The 19,492-nt window shown below is 69.2% G+C and carries 24 protein-coding genes; 21 read left to right on the top strand and 3 right to left on the bottom strand.

Features of this window, described 5'->3' with window-relative positions; all coding sequences use genetic code 11:
• The first annotated feature begins 104 nt into the window (after window positions 1-104).
• Window positions 105-980: an RNA polymerase sigma-70 factor gene (locus IEY88_RS06945; protein ID WP_189153792.1), complete on the top strand. Its 876-nt coding sequence runs from the start codon at window positions 105-107 to the stop codon at window positions 978-980.
• Here IEY88_RS06945 and IEY88_RS06940 read toward each other — a convergent pair whose 3' ends face one another.
• Window positions 981-1,319: an HIT domain-containing protein gene (locus IEY88_RS06940; RefSeq protein ID WP_189153791.1), complete on the bottom strand. Its 339-nt coding sequence runs from the start codon at window positions 1,317-1,319 to the stop codon at window positions 981-983.
• Window positions 1,320-1,564: 245 nt separating this feature from the next.
• Between IEY88_RS06940 and IEY88_RS06935 the strand changes: the two genes are divergently transcribed.
• From IEY88_RS06935 to dprA, 15 genes are all read left to right on the top strand, one after another.
• Window positions 1,565-2,341 carry a type II CAAX endopeptidase family protein gene (locus tag IEY88_RS06935; RefSeq protein WP_189153790.1) on the top strand — a complete coding sequence of 259 codons (777 nt, stop codon included), beginning with the start codon at window positions 1,565-1,567 and terminating at the stop codon, window positions 2,339-2,341.
• On the top strand, window positions 2,341-3,072 hold the full coding sequence (locus IEY88_RS06930; protein WP_189153789.1) for a LamB/YcsF family protein: 732 nt from the start codon (window positions 2,341-2,343) through the stop codon (window positions 3,070-3,072). The genes IEY88_RS06935 and IEY88_RS06930 overlap by 1 nt, the downstream gene beginning before the upstream one ends.
• 124 nt (window positions 3,073-3,196) lie before the next feature.
• Window positions 3,197-3,640: a 30S ribosomal protein S16 gene (rpsP, locus tag IEY88_RS06925; RefSeq protein WP_189153788.1), complete on the top strand. Its 444-nt coding sequence runs from the start codon at window positions 3,197-3,199 to the stop codon at window positions 3,638-3,640.
• Window positions 3,637-3,876, top strand: a complete 240-nt coding sequence (locus IEY88_RS06920; RefSeq protein WP_030468017.1) for an RNA-binding protein — start codon at window positions 3,637-3,639, stop codon at window positions 3,874-3,876. The genes rpsP and IEY88_RS06920 overlap by 4 nt, the downstream gene beginning before the upstream one ends.
• A gap of 19 nt (window positions 3,877-3,895) precedes the next feature.
• Window positions 3,896-4,411: a ribosome maturation factor RimM gene (gene rimM / locus IEY88_RS06915; protein ID WP_189153787.1), complete on the top strand. Its 516-nt coding sequence runs from the start codon at window positions 3,896-3,898 to the stop codon at window positions 4,409-4,411.
• Complete coding sequence (gene trmD / locus IEY88_RS06910; RefSeq protein WP_189153786.1) at window positions 4,401-5,147, top strand: tRNA (guanosine(37)-N1)-methyltransferase TrmD; 747 nt, start codon at window positions 4,401-4,403, stop codon at window positions 5,145-5,147. The genes rimM and trmD overlap by 11 nt, the downstream gene beginning before the upstream one ends.
• 150 nt (window positions 5,148-5,297) lie before the next feature.
• On the top strand, window positions 5,298-5,657 hold the full coding sequence (rplS, locus tag IEY88_RS06905; protein ID WP_189153785.1) for a 50S ribosomal protein L19: 360 nt from the start codon (window positions 5,298-5,300) through the stop codon (window positions 5,655-5,657).
• Window positions 5,658-5,660: 3 nt separating this feature from the next.
• On the top strand, window positions 5,661-6,401 hold the full coding sequence (lepB, locus tag IEY88_RS06900) for a signal peptidase I (RefSeq protein ID WP_189153784.1): 741 nt from the start codon (window positions 5,661-5,663) through the stop codon (window positions 6,399-6,401).
• A gap of 4 nt (window positions 6,402-6,405) precedes the next feature.
• Window positions 6,406-7,269 (top strand): signal peptidase I, encoded by an 864-nt coding sequence (gene lepB / locus IEY88_RS06895; RefSeq protein WP_189153783.1) that lies wholly within the window; start codon window positions 6,406-6,408, stop codon window positions 7,267-7,269.
• Window positions 7,266-8,057, top strand: a complete 792-nt coding sequence (locus IEY88_RS06890; protein WP_189153782.1) for a ribonuclease HII — start codon at window positions 7,266-7,268, stop codon at window positions 8,055-8,057. The genes lepB (IEY88_RS06895) and IEY88_RS06890 overlap by 4 nt, the downstream gene beginning before the upstream one ends.
• The gene (locus tag IEY88_RS06885) at window positions 8,057-8,383 is read left to right on the top strand and encodes a DUF2469 domain-containing protein (RefSeq protein WP_189153781.1); all 327 of its coding nucleotides are present in this window, start codon (window positions 8,057-8,059) and stop codon (window positions 8,381-8,383) included. The genes IEY88_RS06890 and IEY88_RS06885 overlap by 1 nt, the downstream gene beginning before the upstream one ends.
• Window positions 8,384-8,593: 210 nt before the next feature.
• Window positions 8,594-8,968 (top strand): YraN family protein, encoded by a 375-nt coding sequence (locus IEY88_RS06880; protein ID WP_229693153.1) that lies wholly within the window; start codon window positions 8,594-8,596, stop codon window positions 8,966-8,968.
• 1 nt (window position 8,969) lies between these two features.
• The gene (locus IEY88_RS06875) at window positions 8,970-10,493 is read left to right on the top strand and encodes a YifB family Mg chelatase-like AAA ATPase (protein ID WP_189153780.1); all 1,524 of its coding nucleotides are present in this window, start codon (window positions 8,970-8,972) and stop codon (window positions 10,491-10,493) included.
• Between the two features lie 961 nt (window positions 10,494-11,454).
• Window positions 11,455-11,619, top strand: coding sequence for a hypothetical protein (locus IEY88_RS06870; protein ID WP_189153779.1), 165 nt, complete (start codon window positions 11,455-11,457; stop codon window positions 11,617-11,619).
• The gene (gene dprA / locus IEY88_RS06865) at window positions 11,616-12,767 is read left to right on the top strand and encodes a DNA-processing protein DprA (protein WP_189153778.1); all 1,152 of its coding nucleotides are present in this window, start codon (window positions 11,616-11,618) and stop codon (window positions 12,765-12,767) included. Before IEY88_RS06870 ends, dprA begins: the two co-directional genes overlap by 4 nt.
• Window positions 12,768-12,787: 20 nt before the next feature.
• Here dprA and IEY88_RS06860 read toward each other — a convergent pair whose 3' ends face one another.
• On the bottom strand, window positions 12,788-12,943 hold the full coding sequence (locus IEY88_RS06860) for a hypothetical protein (RefSeq protein ID WP_189153777.1): 156 nt from the start codon (window positions 12,941-12,943) through the stop codon (window positions 12,788-12,790).
• 237 nt (window positions 12,944-13,180) lie between these two features.
• On the opposite strand from IEY88_RS06860, the gene IEY88_RS06855 reads away from it, so the two are divergent.
• Window positions 13,181-14,158, top strand: a complete 978-nt coding sequence (locus IEY88_RS06855; RefSeq protein WP_189153776.1) for a tyrosine recombinase XerC — start codon at window positions 13,181-13,183, stop codon at window positions 14,156-14,158.
• On the top strand, window positions 14,133-15,128 hold the full coding sequence (locus IEY88_RS06850) for a FliA/WhiG family RNA polymerase sigma factor (protein WP_189153775.1): 996 nt from the start codon (window positions 14,133-14,135) through the stop codon (window positions 15,126-15,128). The genes IEY88_RS06855 and IEY88_RS06850 overlap by 26 nt, the downstream gene beginning before the upstream one ends.
• 898 nt (window positions 15,129-16,026) lie before the next feature.
• Here the strand turns inward: IEY88_RS06850 and IEY88_RS06845 are convergent.
• The gene (locus IEY88_RS06845; RefSeq protein WP_189153774.1) at window positions 16,027-16,494 is read right to left on the bottom strand and encodes a M23 family metallopeptidase; all 468 of its coding nucleotides are present in this window, start codon (window positions 16,492-16,494) and stop codon (window positions 16,027-16,029) included.
• Between the two features lie 371 nt (window positions 16,495-16,865).
• On the opposite strand from IEY88_RS06845, the gene rpsB reads away from it, so the two are divergent.
• The 3 genes from rpsB (at window position 16,866) to pyrH (ending at window position 19,434) form a co-directional block, all read left to right on the top strand.
• Complete coding sequence (gene rpsB, locus IEY88_RS06840) at window positions 16,866-17,714, top strand: 30S ribosomal protein S2 (RefSeq protein WP_189153773.1); 849 nt, start codon at window positions 16,866-16,868, stop codon at window positions 17,712-17,714.
• A gap of 72 nt (window positions 17,715-17,786) precedes the next feature.
• The gene (gene tsf / locus IEY88_RS06835) at window positions 17,787-18,602 is read left to right on the top strand and encodes a translation elongation factor Ts (RefSeq protein WP_093593403.1); all 816 of its coding nucleotides are present in this window, start codon (window positions 17,787-17,789) and stop codon (window positions 18,600-18,602) included.
• 121 nt (window positions 18,603-18,723) lie between these two features.
• Window positions 18,724-19,434: a UMP kinase gene (gene pyrH, locus IEY88_RS06830; protein WP_301325822.1), complete on the top strand. Its 711-nt coding sequence runs from the start codon at window positions 18,724-18,726 to the stop codon at window positions 19,432-19,434.
• The last annotated feature ends 58 nt before the right edge of the window (window positions 19,435-19,492 follow it).

Genomic DNA, 19,492 nt, shown 5'->3' with positions numbered 1-19,492 from the left:
CCCTCGTGGACTTGCTTGACGACCACGAGATGCCGGACCCGCGTCCCGTGTGACTGTGATCCGCGCCACTGTCACAAACGCCGTGCGGCTGGTGTCTTGTGACCATGGACGCCGCGACCGACACGTTCGTCAGCCACCGCAACCTGCTCTTCACGATCGCCTACGAGATGCTCGGCTCCGCGGCCGACGCCGAGGACGTGCTGCAGGAGACGTGGCTGCGCTGGGTCGGCGTCGACCACGCCACCGTCGAGAACGACCGCGCCTACCTGGTCCGCATCGTCACCCGCCAGGCACTCGGCCGCCTGCGCACCCTGGGCCGCCGCAAGGAGTCCTACGTCGGCTCCTGGCTCCCGGAGCCGCTCCTGACCACCCCGGACGTGGCCGAGGACGTCGAACTCGCCGACAGCGTCTCGATGGCGATGATGCTGGTCCTCGAAACCCTCACCCCGACCGAACGAGCGGTCTTCGTCCTGCGCGACGTCTTCGACGTCGACTACGACGAGATCGCCACGGCCGTCGGCAAGAACCCGGCGGCAGTCCGCCAGATCGCGCACCGAGCCCGCTCCCATGTGGCCGCCCGCCGCCCGCGCGAGGTCGTGACCCAGGCGGCGTCCCGCGAGGCCCTGGCCGCCTTCCAGCGCGCCACCGAGACCGGCGACCTCCAGGCCCTGCTCGACCTGCTCGCACCGGACGTCGTGTTCCTCGGCGACGGCGGCGGCGTGAAGCAGGCCGTCCCGCGCCCCGTCGTGGGCTCGTCGAAGGTCGCGCGGATGATCCTGGGCGGTCTGCTGAAGGTGACCGGCTGGTCGATGGAACCGGCCCAGGTCAACGGCTGCCCGGCGCTGGTCGTGCGGTTCGGCGGCGAACTCGACACCGTGATCGCGGTGCGGGTGGAGGACGGGCGGATCAGCGGTCTGTACGCGGTGCGCAACCCGGCCAAGCTGTCGCACATGACCGAGGAGACGTCGCTGCGGCGGTGATCAGCGGGCGACGAACCGCGCGACGCCCGCGCCGGCCGCGACGTGCCAGTGCAGGTGCTTGTTGTGCTGCTCGTCGCCCAGGGTCGTGAGCACCTGGCAACCGCCGTGCAGTTCGATGACGTGCGCCGCCGCCTTCTTCACCGCGGCCAGCAGTTCCACGGCCAGTTCGTCGTCCAGGTCCAGCAACGACGACACGTGCCGGGTGGGGATCACGATGACGTGGTCGGTGCCGAAGCCGGGGATCGGCGGACGGAACGCGAGCGTGTTCGCGGTGCGGCCGAGCACCTCCACCCGCACGTTGCCCGGGATGACGTCGTCGCAGTACCAGTCCGGTCCCATGCCACGACGTTAGGGGTTTAGTAGCAGCGTTCGTACGCCGATCCAACCAACAGGAGTTGGGACGTCCGGCGGGGACCCGATCTGACCATCTTTTGGCCAGGTGCTTGGCCCGGTTTCCGTCAACGCCGCACAGTAACCTCGGATTCCGGGGAGGGCGGCGTCGATCGCGAGGTGGGCTGATCTATGAGAGTGCCATTGCCTGCTGCTGCACCGCTGGTGGCCGCGGCGTGACTAAATTGCAGAGCGTGAGCGAGCCGGAAGCCCTGAAGCCCAAGCGAGGTTTCCTCGAGAGCGTGCGGGACATCAGCCGCAACCCGGAACCGGAACGGGTCGGCCAGCGCTGGGGGTTCGGCGCGTTCCTCCTGGTGGAAGCCGTCTTCATCCTGAGTGCCGTGTTCATCACGGCCGTCGGCTCGAGTTTCGGCGCGACCCTCGAGACCTCGACCACGCTCGTGCTGGTCGGATCACTGGTGCCGATCATGCTCGCCGCCGCGCTCGCCATCGTGATCACGTACGTGCGCGGCAACGGTCCCGTCGTCGACCTGAGGCTGAGGCTGACCAAGGCGGACGTCGTCTTCGGCCTCAAGATCGGTGTCATCGGGCTGCTCTTCACCTACTTCGCCGCCTACTTCTGGGCGAAGTTCGTCGGCAAGGAGAACGCCACCAGCGCCATCGGCGACCTCTTCAGCCAGGCGAACCTGCCGCTGTCCGCGGCCATCACGATGTTCGTCTACATGAGCTTCATCGGCCCGATCTGCGAGGAGATCATCTTCCGCGGACTGCTGTGGGGCGCGGTCGAGCGGCAGGGCTGGAGCCGGTGGGCGGCGTTCGTGCTGACCACGGTGATCTTCGCGGTCAGCCACCTCGAACCGCAGCGCACGTGGCTGCTCCTGGTCATCGCGATCCCCATCGGCGTGGCCCGGCTGATCACCCGCAACCTCGGGGCGAGCATGGTGGCGCACGTGCTGAACAACTTCCTCCCCGGCCTGTCCCTCCTGCTCCTGTCGGCCGGTGTCATCTGATGGACCTGAACAGCGACCTCGGCGAGGGCTTCGGCATCTGGAAGCTCGGCGACGACACCGCCCTCCTCGGCGTCATCACCAGTGCGAACGTCGCGTGCGGGTTCCACGCCGGTGACCCGTCCACGATGCGAAGAGTCTGCGAGGAAGCCGCGAAGAACGGCGTGAAGATCGGCGCCCAGGTCAGCTACCGCGACCTCGCCGGGTTCGGGCGCCGGTTCATCGACGCCGACCCGGTCGAGCTCGCGGACGAGGTGCTCTATCAGATCGGCGCGCTCGACGCGTGCGCACGAGCAGCAGGCACCGAGGTCGTGTACGTGAAGCCGCACGGCGCGCTTTACAACGCGACGGTGCACCACGAGAAGCAGGCCGAAGCGGTCGTGAACGGCACCAAGGCGTTCAAGGACCTGCCTGTCCTGGGCCTGCCCGGCTCCCAGCTGCTCGCCAAAGCGGCGCAAGCCGGCCTGAGGCCCGTCCAGGAGGCGTTCGCCGACCGCGGCTACACCCCCGAGGGCACGCTCGTCCCGCGCAGCAGGCCGGACGCCCTGCTCACCGACACCGCACAGATCGTCGAACGGGCTCGGAGGCTGTTGGAAGGCGAGCTCGTCGCCGTCGACGGCACGGTCATCAAGACGGCCGCGGAGTCGTTGTGCGTGCACGGCGACACGCCGGGAGCGGTCGCGCACGCCCGTGCGGTGAGGGAAGCGCTCGGCACCGTCACACCCTTCGCGTAGGACCCGATTCGGATCCACCGGCCCCCATCTGGCACAATTGCCCGCTGTCCGTCGTGGTCGGCCCCTCTGCCCGGGCCATGACTGTGCGAACCACCAACACAGAGTTCTGAGGAGTACCAGGCCAATGGCCGTCAAGATCAAGCTTCAGCGTCTCGGCAAGATCCGCCAGCCGTACTACCGCATCGTGGTCGCCGACGCGCGCACCCGTCGCGACGGCAAGGCCATCGAGACGATCGGCAAGTACCACCCCAAGGAAGAGCCGTCGTTCATCGCGGTCGACTCCGAGCGCGCGCAGTACTGGCTGGGTGTCGGCGCGCAGCCGACCGAGTCGGTCCAGCGCCTGCTGGAGATCACCGGTGACTGGCAGAAGTTCAAGGGCCTGCCGGGCGCCGAGGGCACGCTGAAGGTCAAGGAGCCGAAGACTCCGAAGGCCGAGCTGTTCGCCGCCGCGCTCGCCGCCGCGAACTCGGAGCCGATGACCGACGCCACCACGCCGAAGGCGAAGAAGGCCAAGAAGGCCGACGACGCCCCCAAGGCTGAGGCCGAGGCGCCCAAGGACGAGGCGTGAGTTTGTTGGCTGACGCCCTCGAACACCTCGTTCGCGGCATCGTCGACCACCCGGACGACGTCCGGGTGAACCTCGTCACGACCCGCCGCGGCCGCACCCTCGAGGTCCACGTCCACCCGGACGACCTCGGCAAGGTGATCGGTCGTGGCGGTCGCACCGCGACGGCCCTGCGCACCGTGATGGCCGGTATCGGCGGTCGTGGTGTACGGGTCGACGTCGTCGACACCGACCGCTGAACGAAGCTGCAAAGGGCACATGGACGTCGTCGTCGGCCGAGTGGCCAAGGCGCACGGGATCACCGGGGAACTCTCCGTCGACGTGCGCACGGATTCACCCGAAATGCGGTTCAAGCTCGGAGCCACGCTCCAGGCCAGGCTGCGTGACGGCACGTCCCGAAGCCTCACCGTGTCAGCCGCCCGGCCTCATGCCGGGCGGCTGCTCGTGCGTTTCGAGGAAGTTCTCACGCGGGACGTCGCGGAGTCGTTGCGCGGCACCCTGTTGCTGGGCAGCACCGACGACCTGCCGGCGATCGACGACCCGGACGAGTTCTACGACCACGAGCTCGAAGGGCTCGCGGCCGAACTCGTCGACGGGACGAAGATCGGCACGGTCAAGGAGATCCTGCACGGACCCGGCGGTGAGCTGCTCGTCGTCATCCGTGACAAGAGCGAGGCGCTGATCCCGTTCGTGCGCGAGATCGTGCCCACCGTGGACGTTCGCGGCGGTCGCGTCGTGATCGACCCGCCAGAGGGCCTGCTCGATGCAGATTGACGTCGTCACGATCTTTCCCGAGTACCTCGCGCCGCTGCGCGCGGCGTTGCTCGGCAAGGCGATCGACAAGGGCCTGATCAGCGTCGGCGTGCACGACCTGCGTGACTGGACCCAGGACGTGCACAAGGCTGTCGACGACAGCCCGTACGGCGGTGGGCCTGGCATGGTCATGAAGGCCGACATCTGGGGTCCCGCCCTCGACGACGTGTGCACGGACGAGACGCGTCTCATCGTGCCGACGCCGGCCGGACGCCCGTTCACGCAGGCGGTCGCGCACGAGTACGCGGAGGAGGCCCACCTCGTGTTCGCGTGCGGTCGCTACGAAGGCATTGACCAGCGTGTGGTCGATGACGCTCGACGGCGCGTACGCGTCAACGAGGTGTCGATCGGCGACTACGTGCTGGTCGGCGGCGAGGTGGCGGTGCTCGCGATCGTGGAGGCGGTCGCGCGGTTGCTGCCGGGCGTGCTCGGGAACCCGAAGTCGCACGCCGAGGACTCGTTCCAGGACGGGCTGCTCGAAGGGCCGAGCTACACGCGGCCGCTCGTGTGGCGTGACCTGGAGGTGCCGGACGTCCTGCGTTCCGGCAACCACCGGCTGATCGACCGCTGGCGGCGTGACCAGTCACTCGCCCGCACCTTCGAAAGGCGTCCCGACCTGCTGGAATCGTTGCCGGCGGACGCGTTCGACAAGCACGACCGCGCCCTGCTCACGCGCCTGCGCGAGGGCGGGGAGTAGCCCGATTTCGTTCCGGGGTGCCTGGTCTGGCACACTGGACCAGTTGCCGCAGCCGGTGGATATCGGCGTGCGCACACAAGCCGACCCCCATCATGTCGTGCACAGCCATGGAACATGCTCTGGGGAGTTCAAGACACGTGAGGAACACCGATGAACATCCTGGACGCACTCGACGCCCAGTCGCTGCGCACCGACATCCCGGCGTTCCGCGCCGGTGACACGCTGAAGGTCCACGTCCGCGTCATCGAGGGCTCGCGCGAGCGCGTCCAGGTGTTCCAGGGCGTCGTGATCCGTCGCCAGGGCGGCGGCATCCGCGAGACCTTCACCGTCCGCAAGGTCTCGTTCGGCGTCGGCGTCGAGCGCACCTTCCCGGTGCACTCCCCGAACATCGCCGAGATCGAGGTCGCCATCCGCGGTGACGTGCGTCGCGCCAAGCTGTACTACCTGCGCGAGCTGCGCGGCAAGGCTGCCAAGATCAAGGAGAAGCGCGAGGCCCGTCCGGTCTCCTGACCGGTGGCTTCGAGCCCAGAAGACTCAGAGGACGCCTCCGCACCGGACGAACCGGAGCGGGGGCGTACCCCTGTTTACAGAGATGTTCTCTACGTCGTCGTGACGGCCGTCGTGCTGACGGTGCTGATCCAGGCGTTCGTGGCGCGGGTCTACGTGATCCCCTCGGCGTCGATGGAGAGCACGCTGCACGGGTGCACCGGCTGCGAGAACGACCGCGTGCTGGTCGACAAGGTGACCTACCGGTTCGGTGACGTCGAGCCGGGTGAGGTGGTCGTGTTCCGCGGCCCCGAGGCGTGGACCCACAACGACTTCCGCACTCCTCCGTCGACCAACCCCGTCGCGGGTTTCGTGCAGAACATCGGTTCGCTGCTGGGCATCGCGCCCGCGAACGAGCGCGACTTCGTGAAGCGCGTGATCGCGTTGCCCGGCCAGACGGTGATGTGTTGCGACGAGCAGCACCGTGTCGTTGTGGACGGCAAACCGCTCGACGAGCCCTATGTGCATTGGCAGGCCGGGACTTCGCCCGCGGACCACGAACCGTTCGCGCCGTTCCGCGTGCCGGATGGACGGTTGTTCGTGATGGGGGACAACCGGATGAACTCCACCGACTCGCGCAAACAGGGTGGCGGGGGCGTAGCGGGCACCGTGCCGCTCGAGAACGTCATCGGGAAAGCCCGGTACGTCGTTTTCCCGAAAGATCGGTGGAGTGTTGTGTCGGATCACAACCCCCAGCCCCTAGGCTGACCTCGTGGTCGACGACGCTCCAGAGCAGAACCCGTCCGGTGACGAGCCCAGTTCGGACGCTTCGGACAAGCCCGGGAAGCAGAAGAAAAAGGGCAACTTCTGGAAGGAACTGCCTGTCCTCATCCTGGTCGCTTTCGGCCTCGCGATCGGCATCCAGATCTTCCTCGGCCGCGTCTACATGATCCCGTCGGAGTCGATGGAGACGACGCTGCACGGGTGCACCGACTGCTACGGCGACCGGGTGCTGGTGGACAAGGTCACCTTCCGCTTCACCGACCCTGCGCCGGGCGACGTGATCGTGTTCCGCGGGCCGCCCTCGTGGCAGAACGACTTCATCTCCGACGAGCCGGGCAACCCGGTCTCGCAGGGGCTGTCGTGGCTCGGGTCGCTGATCGGGCTGCCGTCGGCGAACGAGGAGGACTTCGTCAAACGCGTGATCGCCGTCGGCGGGCAGACCGTGAAGTGCTGCGACGAGCAGAACCGCGTGACGGTGGACGGCAAGCCGCTCGACGAGCCGTACAAGCACTTCGACGAGGGAACGCCGGCCGAGCAGGAGTCGTTCGAGGAGCTGAAGATCCCGGACGGGATGTTGTTCGTGCTCGGCGACAACCGCAACCACTCGTGCGACTCGCGCTGCCAGGGCCAGGGCGGGCTCAACGGGCTCGTGCCGGTCAGCGACGTGATCGGGAAGGCGCGCGTGATCGTGCTGCCTCCGTCGAGGTGGGGCGGGGTGTCGGACCACGATCCGCAGGCCGTGTCGATGGGTGCACCGGGATGGCAGCAGAACGTTCCGCTGGGCCTGGGTATCGTCGCGGCGTGGCCGCTTCTGCTGCTCGGGCGTCGAGTGCGAGACCGATTCCGCCGATGACCATGTTCATGCCGCCCCGCGCGGTGGTGCGGGGCTCGGCGGGGAACTGGGCGTTGCAGAGCACGCTGGAGCGCCGGGGCCTCGGCCCTGTCGCCGGCGTCGACGAGGCCGGGCGCGGACCGTGCGCCGGGCCGTTGGTGATCGCCGCGTGTGTCCTTCGACCGGGTGATGCTTCGCGGTTCGAAGGGCTGAACGACTCGAAGCTGATGACGGCGGCGGCCCGCGACCGGATGTACGACCTGGTGCTCAAGCGTGCGCTGGATCACTCGGTCGTGGTCGTTCCGCCCGCCGACATCGACTGGCTGGGCATCCACGTCATGAACATCGAGGGCATGCGGCGGGCGGTGGCGCAGATGGCGACGCACCCTGGTTACGTGCTCACGGACGGTTTCAAGGTGCCGGGGATGCCCGCGCCGAACGTGGCGGTGCTCAAGGGGGACCAGGCCGCGGCGTGCGTCGCGGCGGCATCGGTGCTGGCCAAGGTCACGCGGGACAGGATCATGGCGGATCTGCATGATCGTCATCCCGAGTACGGGTTCAACGTGCACAAGGGGTACTGCACGCCCGACCACACGGCCGCGTTGATGGAGCACGGCCCGTGTGCAGAGCATCGCTGGTCGTATGTAAATGTGGCAGCAGCGGCTGCCAAGCACGGTCTCGCCGCGCCGCACAGGGTGGCGCGCGCCACGACCGCGACGGCCGTGGTCCAGAATGATGCAGCCCCGGCTGATGCCGGGGAGCTCGCGACGAGGGAGGGCGCGGAGCAGATGACCCGCGCGGAGGCGTAATGAGTGCAGAGGATCTCGAGAAGTACGAGACCGAGATGGAACTGTCGCTGTACAAGGAGTACCGCGACATAGTCAGCCAGTTCTCGTTCGTCGTGGAGACCGAACGGCGTTTCTACCTGGCCAACTCGGTGGACGTGCAGGTGCGCAACGCCGACGGCGAGGTGTACTTCGAGGTGCGCATGTCGGACGCGTGGGTGTGGGACATGTACCGCCCCGCGAGGTTCGTCAAGAACGTTCGTGTCATCACGTTCAAGGACGTGAACGTGGAGGAGCTGGACAAGCCGGACCTGCGTCTTCCGGAAAGCGGGCCGTTCCCCTCCTCCTGAGATTTTCACGGCACCGCCCCCGCGTCCCGGATCCGGGCACGCGGGGGCGGTGCCGTTAGCACATCCCACCGACAACTCCGCCGTCTCAAGATCCACAACGGCCGACTTGTCCACAGCCGCTGAGTTGTCCACAGATTCCCCGCGGCCCGGCCGCCCACCCCGTCCCGCCCTGCAAGGTCGAAGCCAACGACCCGCAGGGAGGCGAAGGCAGTGGCGCAACGGGCACTGGTCGAGACCAGGCAGCAGGAGAAGGGCCGTCAGGGCGAGGACCTGGCGTGCAGGTACCTGGAGGGGCAGGGCCTGGTCGTCCTGTCGCGGAACTGGACGTGCCGCGACGGTGAGCTCGACGTCGTGGCCGTGGAGGGCGACCGCCTGGTCGTCTGCGAGGTCAAAACCAGGTCCGGCCCGGCCTGGGGCCGCCCGGACGAGGCGGTCGACCAGCGCAAGCTCTCGCGCCTGCGGCGCACAGCCCTGCGCTGGCTTGCGTCGCACGGCGTCGGCTGGTCCAACGTCCGCGTCGACCTGATCTCGGTCACCTGGCCTCCCTCCGGCGAGCCGTGCCTGCAGCACCTGCGGGGAGCCTGAGATGGGCCTGGCGCAGGCCTGGTCCGTCGCGCTGTGCGGAGTCGACGGCCTGGCGGTCGAGATCGAGGCCGACGTGGGCGTGGGCCAGCCCCGCACCCACCTCCTCGGCCTGCCCGACGCGTCGTTGCACGAGTCGAAGGAGCGCGTGAAGGCCGCGGTCCGCAACAGCGAGGAGGAGTGGCCGAAGCAGCGCATCGTCCTCGGCCTGTCCCCGGCGAACCTGCCCAAGGGCGGCAGCAGCTACGACGTCGCGATCGCCTGCGCCACCCTCGCTGCCGCCGGCTCGATCCCGTGCGACCGCCTGGCCACCACCGTCCTGCTGGGCGAACTGGCCCTGGACGGCCGGGTCCGCGCGGTCCGGGGCGTCCTGCCGGCCCTGCTGGCCGCCCGCAGAGCAGGCCTCACGACGGCGATCGTCCCGGTCGACGCCCTGCCCGAGGCGGCCCTGGTCGACGGCATCACCCTGCACGGCGCCCAGACCCTCGCCGAAGTCCTCGCCTGGCTCCGAGGCGAGGCGGTGGAGCTGCACGAGCCACCCACACCGGCAGACCCACCGCTGCCGACCGTGCCGGACCTGGCCGACGTCGTGGGCCAGCCAGAGGCCCGCTGGGCCCTGGAGGTGGCCGCCGCAGGGGCCCACCACCTCCTGCTGACGGGCCCGCCGGGCACCGGCAAGACGATGCTGGCCGAACGCCTCCCCGGCCTCCTCCCACCCCTGAACCGCCAGGAGTCCCTGGCGGTGACGGCAGTCCACTCGGTGGCGGGCGTCCTCTCCTTCGACTACCCCTTGGTGGCCAGCCCGCCGTTCGTGAACGTCCACCACACGACGTCGATAGCGGCCCTGATAGGCGGCGGCAGCGGCATGGCCAAACCAGGCGCGGCCTCCAGAGCCCACAAGGGTGTCCTCTTCCTCGACGAGGCCTGCGAGTTCGGCCAGAAGACGATCGACACCCTCCGCACAGCCCTGGAAGAGGGCGAGGTCCGCATCCCCCGCCGAGACGGCATAGCCCGCTACCCGGCCCGCTTCCAGCTGATCCTCGCCACCAACCCCTGCCCCTGCGCCCCACCGAAGGAGACCGACTGCATCTGCACGGCCACAGTCCGCCGCCGCTACCAGACCCGCCTCTCCGGCCCACTCCTGGACCGCGTAGACCTGAGGGTCCGCATGAGAGCCACAACGGCCATGGCCAACGCGGACGCAACCCCACCAGAACCGACAGCGGTGGTAAGAGCCAGAGTCCTCAAAGCAAGGACAAGGGCCGCCACCCGCTGGTCGTCCCACGGCCACCCCTGGCAAGCAAACGCCCTCGTCCCAGGCCCAGCCCTACGCCGCGAATTCGCCCTCCCCAGACCAACAACAACCCTGCTGGACCGAGCCCTGGCCGTAGGCGCCCTGACGGGCCGAGGAGCCGACCGCTGCCTACGCGTCGCCTGGACCCTCGCCGACCTCGCCGAGGCAGACAGCCCAACCCAAGACCACGTGGCCGCCGCCCTCCAGTTCCGAGAACGCCGCGCCTACACCTAACCCCCACACCCACACCCACAGCCCACAGCCCGCAGCCCACGGCCCGCAGCCCACGGCCCACGGCCCGCAGCCCGCAGCCCACGGCCCGCAGCCCGTAGCCCGTAGCCCATCCAAGCCACCACCCTCCCGGACCCGCCGCCCTCAACAGCAGCGCACGCCACTCCACCCCAAGCCGCCGGCCGCGGAGCTTCAACGCCCCGACTCCGCGTCCGGCCCCATCCGAGCGGGCGCTCGTCCCCTGCGAGCGCCCGCTCACCCCAACCCAACAGCGCACGGCACCTGCCGTGCCCACCTGCCGCCGGGCGCGAAGCCCACTCCCGCTCCGCGCCGGCACCCACCCCAAAACGTTCGGGCGCCTGTCCCAACCCAAGCGCCCGAACCCACCGGACGCGAGCTCCGAGCCTCAACTCGCGTCCGATCCGAGCGGGTCGCCCGTCCTTCCCAACGGGCGACCCGCTCACCCTGCTCGCCCCCGCTGAAACTGCTTGGCCCGCCCAACCCGCGTGCCCCGTTCAACCTTGCCCGCCCCGCGTGCCCGCCAACCCGTGTGCCCGCCAACCCGCGTGCCTGCCCAACCCACTCGCCTCACTCACCCCGCTTGCCCTGCCCATCCCGCTCGCCCCGTGGTTCTCGACCTTGCCTCTCCCGTGCCCCGGACACCTGCTCCGCGTCCCGAATCCCCGCTCACCTCTCAACCCGTGCCCCCGGCCCTCGCCTCCCGGCCCTCGCCTCCCGGCCGTCCCGAACAGCTGCCCCGAACCGCCGCCCCGAAGTCTTGCTCACCTCTCGACCCGTGCCCCTCGCCCTCGCTTCCCGGCCGTCCCGAACCGCCGTCCCGAACCGCCGGCCCCGAACCGCCGGCCCCGAACCGCCGGCCCCGAACCGCCGGCCCCGAACCGCCGGCCCCGAACCACCGCTCGTCCTTCGAACCGTCCCAGCCCCCTCGAACAGGAGCCCAGCCATGACCCCACTTCTCATCCCCGCCGCACCCCTCATCTCCACCGCCGTACCCGCACTCCTCCAGCTGCGGTGCACAGTCGGGCGGCACGCCTCCGGTGCCGGCCCGCCGAACCCGTGGCACCCCGAACCCTGGCAGCGCTGGCTGCCCTGGTGGTGGTTCCGATGACCGCGCCGCGGACCAGGCGGGCCACTGACGCCGTCCGCCTGGCCAGGGCCTACCTGTCGCGCGTCGCGGAGCCGTATCCGGCTGCGCTCGCGGCGTTGGTCGGAGAGGTGGGGCCCGTCGAGGCGGCGGAGATGGTGCGGGCCGGCGAAGTTTCGCCGTCGGTGGCCAGTCAGACGTCCGCGCGGCGGGCCGAGGAGCGTGCCCGCGCTGATCTTGAGTTCATCACCGGGCGTGGTGGGCGGCTGGTCGTTCCCGAGGACGACGAGTGGCCGCGCTGGCCGTTGCTCGGGCTCGAGAACGTGGCTGCGCGGCGGTGTGGGGGTGAGCCGCTCGCGCTGTGGGTGCGTGGGCCGCACTTCCTCGCTGACGTCGTGGACAAGGCCGTGGCGGTGGTCGGGTCCCGGGCTGCCAGCGGGTATGGCGAGCACGTCGCCGGCGAGTTCGCCTTCGGGTTGGCGTCGGCCGGGGTGACCGTTGTTTCGGGGGCCGCGTACGGGATCGACGGCGCTGCTCACCGCGGTGCGCTCGGGGGTCGCGGGGTGACGATCGCGGTCCTGGCGTGCGGTGTGGACAACGCCTATCCCGCTGGTCACCAGGGATTGCTCGCCAGGGTCGCGCGGGAAGGCCTGATCGTCAGCGAGTACCCGCCCGGAGTGACGCCCGCGCGGCACCGGTTCCTCACCCGCAACCGGCTCATCGCCGCGTTGGGTGGCGGCACCGTCGTGGTGGAAGCCGGGAGGCGCAGCGGGGCCAAGAACACGGCCGCGATCACGCTCGCCCTGGGGCGGCCGTTGATGGTGGTGCCGGGGCCTGTCACGTCCGTGAGCTCGGTCGGCTGTCACGAGTTGTTGCGGGACGGACAGGCGGTGTCGGTGAGTTCGGTGGCCGAGATCGTCGAGTCGGTCGGGCGGTTCGGTGACGACCTCGCCACGCAGCCCGCCGAGAAGGAAAGCGATCTGGGTGCACCCCAGGGGGAGGCCATGCGGGTGTACGAGGCCCTGGGGAAGCGGAACGGCGTCAGTGACGAGGCCGTTTCGGTCGAGTCCGGGGTGCCGCTGGACCGGGTGCGGGCGTTGTTGCCCGAGCTGGAACTTGCCGGACTCGCGTTGCAGGTGGACCAGGGCTGGCAGAAGCTGGAGGTGGGGTGATGTTCGTCCACAGTGGATAGTCAGATGGGTTTGACCTGCGGCTTCGGCGGCGTGAAGTCGATGTCCGCCGGTTCGGTGCTTGCGGTGCTCGGCTGGCTCGCCGCCTTCCGGGCACCGGGAAAGCGGCTCTGTCGACTGAAGGCGGCGTCACTCACGTTGATCACCTTCATCCGCACCGGCTCACCGGCGGGCTCCTCGGGTACGTCTCGGCCAGTCGCCCTCCATCGGCTGTTCGGGGGGCGGCGCTGGCTGCCACCGCTACTCCGAAAGGTGATCTGCGAGTGCCGCTGAACCCCGGCTCGTCACAGGGAGTTGAAATCATGCGGCCTTCATGATCATGAGAGCGCTCCCAAATGGCGCGTGGGTGTGGCGATACTTGACCAATCGCCCCGACTGGCGCAGCGTCTTGGCCTATGTCCCCGCCGCCGCATGGTCGGACACGTCGTGTCGATCTCGTTCGCCTGCGCGAAAATCTGCCGGCGCACGTCGAAGACGTGCTGCGGCAGTACGAACGGCACCTCATGTTGGAGCGCGATCTCTCGCCGCACACGGTGCGCGCTTACGTCGGTGATGCGGTGACATTGCTTGGACATGTCGCTCGGAATATTCCGGGAAACGCAGATGTCGAGCGCATCGACCTCGCGAATCTGCGCTCTTGGCTTGCCGCGCAACGCACCGCGGGTGCGAGCCGCACGACACTCGCGCGGCGGGCCGCGGCTTCGCGTGCGTTCACCGCGTGGGCGCACAGAGCAGGACATTTGGCCTCGGATCCGGGGCCGAAGCTGGCTGCTCCGCGGCCGCACCGGACACTGCCGCCGGTGTTGCGGGAGGACCAGGCGAAGGACGTGATGAGGGCCGTATCCTCTGGCGCGTCCCAAGGCGATCCGGTTGCGCTGCGTGATCAGGCCGTGGTGGAGTTGCTGTACGCCACAGGTATCCGCGTGGCCGAACTGTGTGGTCTTGACCTCGGCGACGTGGACTACTCCCTAAGGGTGATTCGAGTTCTGGGCAAAGGTGGACGCGAGCGCAGCACGCCGTTCGGCGTGCCGGCCGAGCGTGCGCTGCGGCGGTGGGTGGACGAGGGGCGAAACGCCCTGGTAGCACCGGATTCGCCATCGGCTCTGTTCCTCGGTGTCCGCGGCGGCCGGCTGAACCAGCGGGCGGTTCGCACCCTGGTGCATGAGGTCGTCGCCGTGGTACCGGATGCACCGGACATCGGGCCGCACGGGTTGCGCCACTCCGCTGCGACCCATTTGCTGGAAGGAGGAGCGGACCTGCGCACCGTCCAAGAACTGCTTGGTCACGCTACGCTCGCAACGACTCAGCTTTACACACACGTCACTGTCGAACGGCTGAAGGCGATCCATGACCGAACCCACCCCCGTTCCTGACGCCGCAGGGGGAGGATCGCGTACGGCGACCGTGCCCCCTGAACCCGTCCTGCCCGCACCAGTGTCGAAGCAGGCGAGCAATGGGCACCGTCAGAACGGCGCGCCACGCACCGAGGCGACCCCCGAGCCCGGTGCCAACACGCATGTCAACGGCGCGCCGGCGGCCGTTCCGACTGCGGTGACGCGCGCGGACGTGCGGTCCGGTGACGACGTCGAGGCCGGCATCGTCGCCCTGTGGCGCAGCTACGGCGAGTCCCGCGACCAGAGCCAGCGCGATCGCCTCGTGCTGCACTACGCGCCGCTGGTCAAGTACGTCGCCGGCCGCGTCGGCACGGGCCTGCCCGCGCACGTGGACGTGGCTGACCTGATCCAGTCCGGCATCTTCGGCCTGGTCGACGCGATCGAGAAGTTCGAACCGGAACGCGGCCTCAAGTTCGAGACCTACGCCATGCAGCGCATCCGCGGCGCGATCCTCGACGACCTGCGCTCCCAGGACTGGGTGCCGCGCTCGGTCCGCAGCCGCGCCCGCGACGTCGAACGAGCCCTCGAACGCCTCGGTGCCAAGCTGCAGCGCACGCCCACCGACCGCGAGCTCGCCGCAGAACTCAAGATCGGCCTGGCCGAGCTCCGCGAGCTCTACGGCCAGCTGCAGCTCACCAGCGTCGTGGCCCTCGACGAGCTGATCGCCCCGAACAAGGGTGGCTCCTCCCTCGCGGAGTCGCTGCCCGACGACGCCGCCGAAGACCCGGTGGCGAGCCTCGTCGACCAGGACAGCCGCCGTCAGCTGGCCGACGCGATCGCCCAGCTGGCAGAACGCGACCGCGTGGTCGTGACCCTCTACTACTTCGAGAACCTGACACTCGCCGAGATCGGCAAGGTCCTCGGCGTGACCGAGTCCAGGGTCTGCCAGCTGCACACCCGAGCCGTCCTGCGCCTGCGCACGAAGCTCAACGAGCAATCCGAGGCCTGACCGCACCTCGAACCCCAGCAGCCTGGCGAGCGAGCCGTCTGCCGACCACCCGAACACCCGTACCGTGAAGCTTCGCAACCCTCACAAAGGGCGTCAAAAAGCCCCTTCCGTCCGTTGTCGGGCCTAATTCACTCGAACGGGTGGCACCTGAACCCGGTCTAAGCACGCCGAGTGCCCACTCGGGCAATCCGCCGAATGCCCGAACCGCGACTCGGGCGGGCCCTGACCGAACGTGCCGAGCGCCGCACCGACGCCGAATTGGGCGGAGCCGCCGCCATGCGGTCGGCAACCGCATGTCCTGCAGGACGGACGCCCCGCGAGCGCCTGACCAGGCGCACGCTGGGGAGGCGAACAGCCGCGCCGGTAAGCGTGCAAACGGCGGACACGGCCGATGGAATTCGGGCGATCAGCCGTTGCCGGGGCGGTGGGTGAGTGGCCGCAGTCAGGCAGGCGCAGCCAGGGAGATGCAGGCCGATTGCGGACCTGGCGTCCAGCGGACCTGGCGTTCAGCGGACCTGAGCTTCCGCAGGTCTGAGCGATTGCTAGCCACCGTGACCGGCGGGTGAGCAGCTCGCCGCCGCTGGCATGGACCTGTCGTTGACTGGCCTGGCTCAGCCGACGGCTGCGACAGCCGAGGTAGCACGTGCGTAGCGGCCGACCGATGTGACCTCCGTGGTGTTGGGGGACGGCGGACCGCGTGGCTACGCGGGACCGGTCCGGTGGTCAGGTGGGCCGGGAGGCGGCGAGGTGAGGGGTGGCCGCCTCCCGGCGCCTGACGGGCGCGCTGCGGCGGGATCGGGGTGCGCCGCGTTGTCCGGCCGCGGTGAGGGAGCGGCGGGAGGCGCCCGTTGGAGCGCCGTGCGAGGGAACGTCGCGGCGCGGGCTGGTGGCCGGCCCCCTAGGTGGGAGCGGCGGGTAGCGGTAGCAGGCGGACTCGGCCTGAGGTGACCAGGCGGAGCGGGTCCAGGTAGGCGTGGCCCCGGCGGGCGCCCCAGTGCAGGCACGGAGACGGGCAGTGGCCCGGCTGCAGGTGGCCGATCACCTCGCCCCGGCGGATCGTGCTGCCCGCTGTGACTGCGGGGGCGATCGGTTCGTACGTGGTGCGCAGGCCGTTGCGGTGCTGGAGCGACACCAGGGTTCTGGCTGCCACGGCACCTGCGAAGACGACGGTGGCGTCGCCCGCGGCCAGGACCGGGGTGCCGGCCGGTGAGGAGAGGTCCGCTCCTCGGTGGCCCGGGCCGAACGGGGTGGCCGGGGCCTCGAAGGCGCGCACCACCGGGTGCGGTGGCGGCAGCGGCCAGGCGAAGCGCTCGGGTGGCGGGGCCAGGAGGGTGGTGAGCAGCAGGGCGGTGGGGAGGAGGGGCATGGGTCAACGGTGGGCCAGGGGGTGTCCTGGGACCAGCGGGTATCGGGGATCTGTGGATTACTCGCGGGTTGTGGACAACTACGCCCTGCGAGATGGGGGCGATTCGAAGTTTGTCGGGGATGGGGAGTAGACTTTTGGGCGCGTCCCGTCTGTGCGCGGGGCGACTTCGCGTGCCAACGCAGATCCGACCGGCTGATCCCCAGCTGCGTCGAGTCACGACGTCCGACGGTCCCGAGGGTGCAGAGATGCCTCGCGGGTGCGGACGGAGGCGATGGCACCAGGGCTGAAGGCCGTACTGGCCGGAGGCGACAACCGGATCGACGCGCTGAGGCCAGACCTGGCGCGTCCTACAGATGAGGTGCGAACCGGCCATGGCCGTCGTAACCATGAGGCAGCTGCTCGACAGCGGCGTGCACTTCGGACATCAGACTCGGCGCTGGAACCCGAAGATGAAGCGCTACATCTTCACCGAGCGCAACGGCATCTACATCATCGACCTCCAGCAGACGCTGACCTACATCGACAGGGCTTTCGAGTTCGTCAAGGAGACGGTCGCGCACGGCGGGTCGATTCTGTTCATCGGCACGAAGAAGCAGGCGCAGGAGGCCATCGCCAACGAGGCGCTCCGCGTCGGCATGCCCTACGTGAACCAGCGCTGGCTGGGCGGCATGCTCACCAACTTCTCGACGGTCCACAAGAGGCTTCAGCGCCTCAAGGAGCTCGAGTCGATGGAGCAGACCGGCGGTTTCCAGGGTTTCACCAAGAAGGAAATCCTGATGATGAACCGCGAGAAGGACAAGCTGGAGCGCACGCTCGGCGGTATCCGCGACATGTCCAAGGTGCCCAGCGCCGTGTGGATCGTGGACACCAAGAAGGAGCACATCGCGGTCGGTGAGGCTCGCAAGCTGAACATCCCGATCGTCGCGATCCTCGACACGAACTGCGACCCGGACGAGGTCGACTACCCGATTCCGGGCAACGACGACGCGATCCGTTCCGCCGCCCTGCTGACCAAGGTCGTGGCCGAGGCCGCCGCCGCCGGTCTCATGCAGCGCTCCGGTGGTCGCCGCGACGCCGCTGACGGCCAGGACAAGCCCCAGCCCGCCGCCGACGAGCCGCTGGCGGAGTGGGAGCAGGAGCTCCTGACCACCAACGCCGCCGTCGCGACCGAGGCCCCGGCCGAGGCCGAGGTTCCGGCCGAGCAGCCCGTCCAGTCCTGATCTCCCCCACGAGGTGCCCGCCCACAAGCGGGCACCTCGTGACCTAAGCGCGTACATCGCAGAAGGAAAACGATGGCGAACTACACCACCGCGGACGTCAAGAAGCTCCGCGAGCTGACCGCCGCCGGCATGATGGACTGCAAGAAGGCGCTGGACGAGGCGGACGGCGACTTCGACAAGGCCGTCGAGATCCTGCGCATCAAGGGCGCCAAGGACGTCGGCAAGCGCGCCGAGCGCACCACGTCCAACGGCCTCGTCGCCGTCAAGGATGGTGCGATGGTCGAGCTGCGCTGCGAGACCGACTTCGTGGCGAAGAACGCCGACTTCATCGCCCTGGCCGACGACATCGTCGCGCTCGCCAAGGCGAACAAGGTCGCCGACGTCGAGGCCCTCAAGGCCGTCGAGGTCGACGGCAAGACCGTGGACGCGCTGGTCCAGGAGTTCTCCGCCAAGATCGGCGAGAAGCTCGAGCTGGCCAAGGCCGTCGACTACGACGGCACCGTCTCGGTCTACCTGCACAAGCGCGCTGCCGACCTGCCGCCCGCCGTCGGCGTGCTCGTCGAGTACACCGGTGACAACGCCGAGGTCGCGAAGGGCGCCGCGATGCAGATCGCCGCGATGCGTCCGAAGTACGTCACCCGTGACGAGGTCCCGGAGGAGCTGGTCGCCAACGAGCGCCGCATCGCCGAGGAGACCGCTCGCGAGGAGGGCAAGCCCGAGGGCGCGCTCCCCAAGATCGTCGAGGGTCGCGTCAACGGCTTCTTCAAGGACGTCGTGCTCACCGAGCAGGCTTCCGTGACGGACAGCAAGAAGACGGTCAAGGCTCTTCTGGACGAGGCCGGCGTGACGGTTACCCGTTTCGCTCGGTTCGAGGTCGGCCAGAGCTGATTCGCATGAGGGCGGGGTTGCGGGTACCAGCGACCCCGCCCTTGGCGTGTCAAAAGTAGTTCCCCGGGGCCAAAGGAGAGGACCTGTGAGCGAAGAAGGTAGCCACGGCTACAGCCGGGTGATGCTCAAGCTCGGTGGCGAGATGTTCGGCGGCGGTGGCGTCGGCGTCGATCCCGACGTCGTCCAGACAGTCGCCCGGCAGATCGCGGCCGTCCACAAGTCCGGCGTGCAGGTGGCCGTCGTGATCGGTGGTGGCAACTTCTTCCGCGGGTCCGAACTCCAGCAGCGCGGCATGGACCGCTCGCGTGCCGACTACATGGGCATGCTCGGCACGGTCATGAACTGCCTGGCGCTGCAGGACTTCCTCGAGCGCGAGCACGGCATCGACACGCGCGTGCAGACCTCCATCCAGATGACGCAGGTCGCCGAGTCGTACATCCCGCGCCGCGCGATGCGCCACCTTGAGAAGAAGCGCGTCGTCATCTTCGGTGGCGGCGCTGGCCTGCCGTACTTCTCCACGGACACCACGGCCGCCCAGCGCGCGCTGGAGATCGGCTGCGAGATCGTCCTGATGGCCAAGGCCGTCGACGGCGTCTACACGGCCGACCCCAAGATCGACCCGGACGCGCTGATGTTCGACAACATCACCCACCGCGAGGTGCTGGAGCGCGGCCTCAACGTCGCCGACGCGACGGCGTTCAGCCTCTGCATGGACAACAACATGCCGATCCTCGTCTTCAACCTCCTCACCGAGGGCAACATCGCTCGCGCGGTGCGTGGTGAGAAGATCGGCACTCTGGTCAGCACCCCCGGTGGCCGTCCGGCCTTCTAGACCTGGTGGGATCTCTCCAGGACCGGGAATTGGGCACGAACACGCAGAGCAAGGAGCA

It is taken from the genome of Lentzea pudingi, assembly GCF_014646255.1.
Taxonomy (GTDB): Bacteria; Actinomycetota; Actinomycetes; order Mycobacteriales; family Pseudonocardiaceae; genus Lentzea; species Lentzea pudingi.
The sequence above is the reverse complement of the archived record's forward strand: the minus strand, read 5'-3'. Positions and strand labels throughout refer to the sequence as shown.